Annotated in this window: 4 protein-coding genes; all 4 read left to right on the forward strand. The window is 66.9% G+C overall.

Annotated elements, in window-relative coordinates; genetic code table 11:
- Window positions 1-1,170 (forward strand): serine hydroxymethyltransferase (gene glyA, locus IE093_RS22080; protein ID WP_189473074.1); only part of this gene is annotated, 1,170 nt, incomplete at its 5' end.
- A gap of 23 nt (window positions 1,171-1,193) precedes the next feature.
- A complete protein-coding gene (locus IE093_RS22085; RefSeq protein ID WP_189473075.1) occupies window positions 1,194-2,444 on the forward strand; it encodes a sarcosine oxidase subunit beta family protein in 1,251 nt (416 codons plus the stop codon).
- A gap of 12 nt (window positions 2,445-2,456) precedes the next feature.
- Window positions 2,457-2,810 (forward strand): sarcosine oxidase subunit delta, encoded by a 354-nt coding sequence (locus IE093_RS22090; protein WP_189473077.1) that lies wholly within the window; start codon window positions 2,457-2,459, stop codon window positions 2,808-2,810.
- A partial coding sequence (locus IE093_RS22095) for a 2Fe-2S iron-sulfur cluster-binding protein (protein WP_189473079.1) occupies window positions 2,807-4,281 on the forward strand: 1,475 nt, incomplete at its 3' end. The genes IE093_RS22090 and IE093_RS22095, both read left to right, overlap by 4 nt.

Raw genomic sequence — 4,281 nt, forward strand, 5'->3', positions numbered from 1 at the left:
ACCCAACTGACCAACAAGTACGCCGAAGGCTACCCGGGCAAGCGTTACTACGGTGGCTGCGAGTTCGTCGACAAGGTCGAGGCCCTGGCCATCGAGCGCGCCTGCGACCTGTTCGGCGCCGACTACGCCAACGTCCAGCCGCACTCCGGCGCCCAGGCCAATGCCGCGGTCTTCATGGCCCTGGTCTCGCCGGGCGATACCGTGCTGGGCATGAGCCTGGCGCATGGCGGTCACCTGACCCACGGTGCGGCCCCCAACTTCTCCGGCAAGCACTATCACGCCGTGCAGTACGGGCTGAACCCCGAGAGCGGCGAGATCGACTACGAGGAAGTCGAGCGTCTGGCACGCAGTCACAAGCCCAAGATGATCATCGCCGGCTTCTCCGCCTACTCGCGGGTGGTCGACTGGCGGCGTTTCCGGGCCATCGCCGACGAGGTCGGGGCCTACCTGATGGTCGACATGGCGCACGTCGCCGGCCTGGTGGCGGCCGATCTGTACCCCAGCCCGCTGCCGCACGCGCATGTGGTGACCACCACCACCCACAAGACCCTGCGCGGCCCGCGTGGCGGCCTGATCCTCTCCGCCCATGGCGACGAGGCGCTGTACAAGAAGCTCAATGGCGCGGTGTTCCCGGGCCAGCAGGGCGGTCCGCTGATGCACGTGATCGCGGCCAAGGCGGTGGCCTTCAAGGAAGCCATGAGCCAGGACTTCGTGCGCTACCAGACCCGGGTGATCGCCAATGCCAAGGCCATGGCCCAGGTGTTCGTCGCGCGCGGGTTCGACGTGGTCTCCGGCGGCACCGACGACCACCTGTTCCTGGTCTCGCTGATCCGCCAGGGCGTGACCGGTAAGGACGCCGACGCGGCACTGGGCCGGGCGCATATCACCGTCAACAAGAACACCGTGCCCAATGACCCGCAGAGCCCCTTCGTGACCTCGGGGCTGCGCATCGGCACGCCGGCGGTGACCACCCGTGGTTTCACCGAGGACGACTGCGAGCGACTCGCGGGCTGGATTTGCGACATTCTTGACGTGCTGGCCGAACAGGGCGACACCAGCGCCGTCGAGGCCGAGGTGCGCGAGAAGGTAGCCGAGCTGTGCGGGCGTTACCCGGTGTATGGCGACGCCGAGCCGGCGACCGCCGACGAGCGCGAGACAACCATCGCCTGAATCCATCCGTCAGGAGAATCCTTATGCAACGTTATTCAGGCTTCGGGCTGGTCAAGCACGCGCTCAGCCACCATGAGAACTGGCAGCGGCAGTGGCGCAACCCCACGCCCAAGAAAGAGTACGACGTGATCATCGTCGGCGGTGGCGGCCATGGTCTGGCCACCGCCTACTACCTGGCCAAGGAACACGGCATCAAGAACGTCGCGGTGATCGAGAAGGGTTGGCTGGGTGGTGGCAACACCGCGCGCAACACCACCATCGTGCGCTCCAACTACCTGTGGGACGAAGCCGCGGCGCTCTACGAGCACGCCATGAAGCTGTGGGAAGGGCTGTCCCAGGACATCAACTACAACGTCATGTTCTCGCAGCGTGGCGTGTTGAACCTCGGCCACACCCTGCAGGACATGCGCGATATCCAGCGCCGGGTCAACGCCAACCGCCTGAACGGCATCGATGGCGAGGTCCTCGACGCCAAGGGCGTACAGGAACTGGTGCCGATCATGGACTGCTCGAAGAACGCCCGTTACCCGGTGATGGGTGCCTCCTGGCAGCCGCGTGCCGGCGTGGCGCGCCATGATGCCGTGGCCTGGGGCTACGCCCGCGCCGCCGATGCGCACGGTGTCGACCTGCTGCAGAACACCGAGGTCACCGGCTTCAAGATCCGCGACGGCCGCGTCTACGGGGTGCACACCAACCGTGGCGATATCGCCGCCAAGACCATCGGCTGCGTGGCTGCCGGTAACTCCGGCGTGCTGGCCAAGATGGCCGGCTTCAAGCTGCCGCTGGAGTCGCATCCGTTGCAGGCGCTGGTCTCCGAGCCGCTCAAGCCGATTCTCGACACCGTGGTGATGTCCAACCACGTGCACGGCTACATCAGCCAGTCGGACAAGGGCGACCTGGTGATCGGCGCCGGCATCGACGGCTACAACGGCTACGGTCAGCGCGGCAGCTTCCCCACCGTGGAGCACACCCTGCAGGCTATCGTCGAGATGTTCCCGATCTTCTCGCGGGTGCGCATGAACCGTCAGTGGGGCGGCATCGTCGACACCTGCCCGGACGCCTGCCCGATCCTGTCGAAGACGCCGGTCAAGGGGCTGTTCTTCAACTGCGGTTGGGGCACCGGCGGCTTCAAGGCCACGCCCGGCTCGGGCCACGTGTTCGCCGCGAGTCTCGCCAAGGGCGAGATGCATCCCATTGCCGCGCCGTTCAGTATCGACCGTTTCCATAGCGGTGCGTTGATCGATGAACACGGCGCCGCGGGTGTCGCGCACTAAGGAGGCTTCAACATGTTCTATATCCACTGCCCTTACTGCGGCGAACACCGCGAGGAAGAGGAGTTTCACCCCAAGGGCCAGGCGCACATCGTGCGGCCCAAGGATCCGGAGTCCTGCTCGGATGAAGAGTGGGGCGATTACCTGTTCTTCCGCGACAACCCGCGTGGCGTCCACCACGAGCTGTGGGTCCATGCCGTCGGTTGCCGCAAGTTCTTCAACATCACGCGCCATACGGTGACCTACGAGATCCTCGAGACCTACAAGATGGGCGAGCAGCCGACGATCACCGCGGAAACCTATGCCGCCTCGGCCCAGCCGGAGTCGGAAGCGTCCCAGGTCGTCAAGCAAGCAGGAGTCCGGGCATGAGCCAGCAACAGCCGAATCGTCTCCAGGCCGGTGGGCGTATCGATCGCTCTCGCCGTCTGAGCTTTACCTTCAACGGCCAGACCTATCAGGGGCATGCCGGTGACACCCTGGCCTCGGCGCTGCTCGCCAATGGCGTCGACGTGGTCAACCGCAGCTTCAAGTACTCGCGCCCGCGCGGCATCGTCGCCGCCGGCGCCGAGGAGCCCAATGCCGTGGTGCAACTGGGCAGCAGCGAAGCCGCCCAGGTGCCCAACGTGCGTGCCACCCAGCAGGCGCTGTACGACGGCCTCGTGGCGCGCAGCACCAACGGCTGGCCGAACGTGCAGCGTGACCTGATGGGCCTGGTCGGCAAGCTGGGCGGTCAGTTCATGCCGCCGGGCTTCTACTACAAGACCTTCATGGCCCCGGCCTCGCTGTGGATGACCTACGAGAAGTACATCCGCAAGAGCGCCGGCCTGGGACGTAGTCCCAGCGAGTCCGACCCGGACATCTACGATCACCTGAACCAGCACTGCGACGTGCTGGTGATCGGTGCTGGCCCCGCGGGGCTGGCCGCGGCACTGACCGCGGCTCGCGCCGGTGCGCGAGTGATCGTCGCCGACGAACAGGAAGAGATGGGCGGCTCGCTGCTCGACAGCCGTGAGCTGCTCGATGGCATGCCGGCCGAGCGCTGGGTCGCCCAGGTCCTGAAAGAGCTCGCCGGCCTCGCTAACGTGACCCTGTTGCCGCGCACCACCGCCAACGGCTACCACGACCATCACTTCGTGACGCTGCACGAGCGGCGCACCGAGCACCTGGCCGATATCGCGCCGCTCAAGAACGGCCGCCGCCAGGCCCGCTCGCGCCTGCATCGTGTTCGCGCGCTTCAGGTGGTATTGGCCACCGGTGCCCACGAGCGCCCGCTGGTGTACGCCAACAACGACGTGCCTGGCAACCTGCTCGCCGGTGCCGTATCGACCTATATCCGTCGCTACGGCGTGGTGCCTGGCCGCAAGCTGGTGCTGTCCACCAGCAACGACCATGCCTACCGGGCCGCGCTGGACTGGCAGGAAGCTGGCCGCGAGGTGGTGGCCATCGTCGATGCGCGCGCCAATCCGCAAGGCGAGTGGGTCGACGCCGCCAAGGCCAAGGGCATCCGCATCATCACCGGCAGTGCCGTGATCGAGGCCAAGGGCGACAAGCGCGTCAGCGCGGCACGCGTGGCCACGATCGACCTCGACGCCTTCCAGGTCGCCGGCGCGGCGGAGGAACTGGCCTGCGACACCATCGCCAGCTCCGGCGGCTACAGCCCGGTCATCCACCTGGCCTCGCATACCGGCGCGCGTCCCACCTGGCGTGACGATATCCTCGCTTTCGTGCCGTCGCTGGTGAAAGGGGTGACCGCTGCGGGCGGCGCCCACGGCGTCTATGCCCTCGCCGACACCCTGGCCGACGGCGTCGAAGCCGGTGCGGGCGCTGCCGCGGCCACCGG

Source organism: Litchfieldella qijiaojingensis (assembly GCF_014651875.1).
Classification (GTDB): Bacteria; Pseudomonadota; Gammaproteobacteria; order Pseudomonadales; family Halomonadaceae; genus Litchfieldella; species Litchfieldella qijiaojingensis.

What these genes read in the sequence shown, in the direction of transcription:
- IE093_RS22085 (WP_189473075.1), top strand. Translation starts at nt 1,194, where the DNA reads ATGCAACGTTATTCAGGCTTCGGGCTGGTCAAGCACGCGCTCAGCCAC.
- IE093_RS22090 (WP_189473077.1), top strand. Translation starts at nt 2,457, where the DNA reads ATGTTCTATATCCACTGCCCTTACTGCGGCGAACACCGCGAGGAAGAG.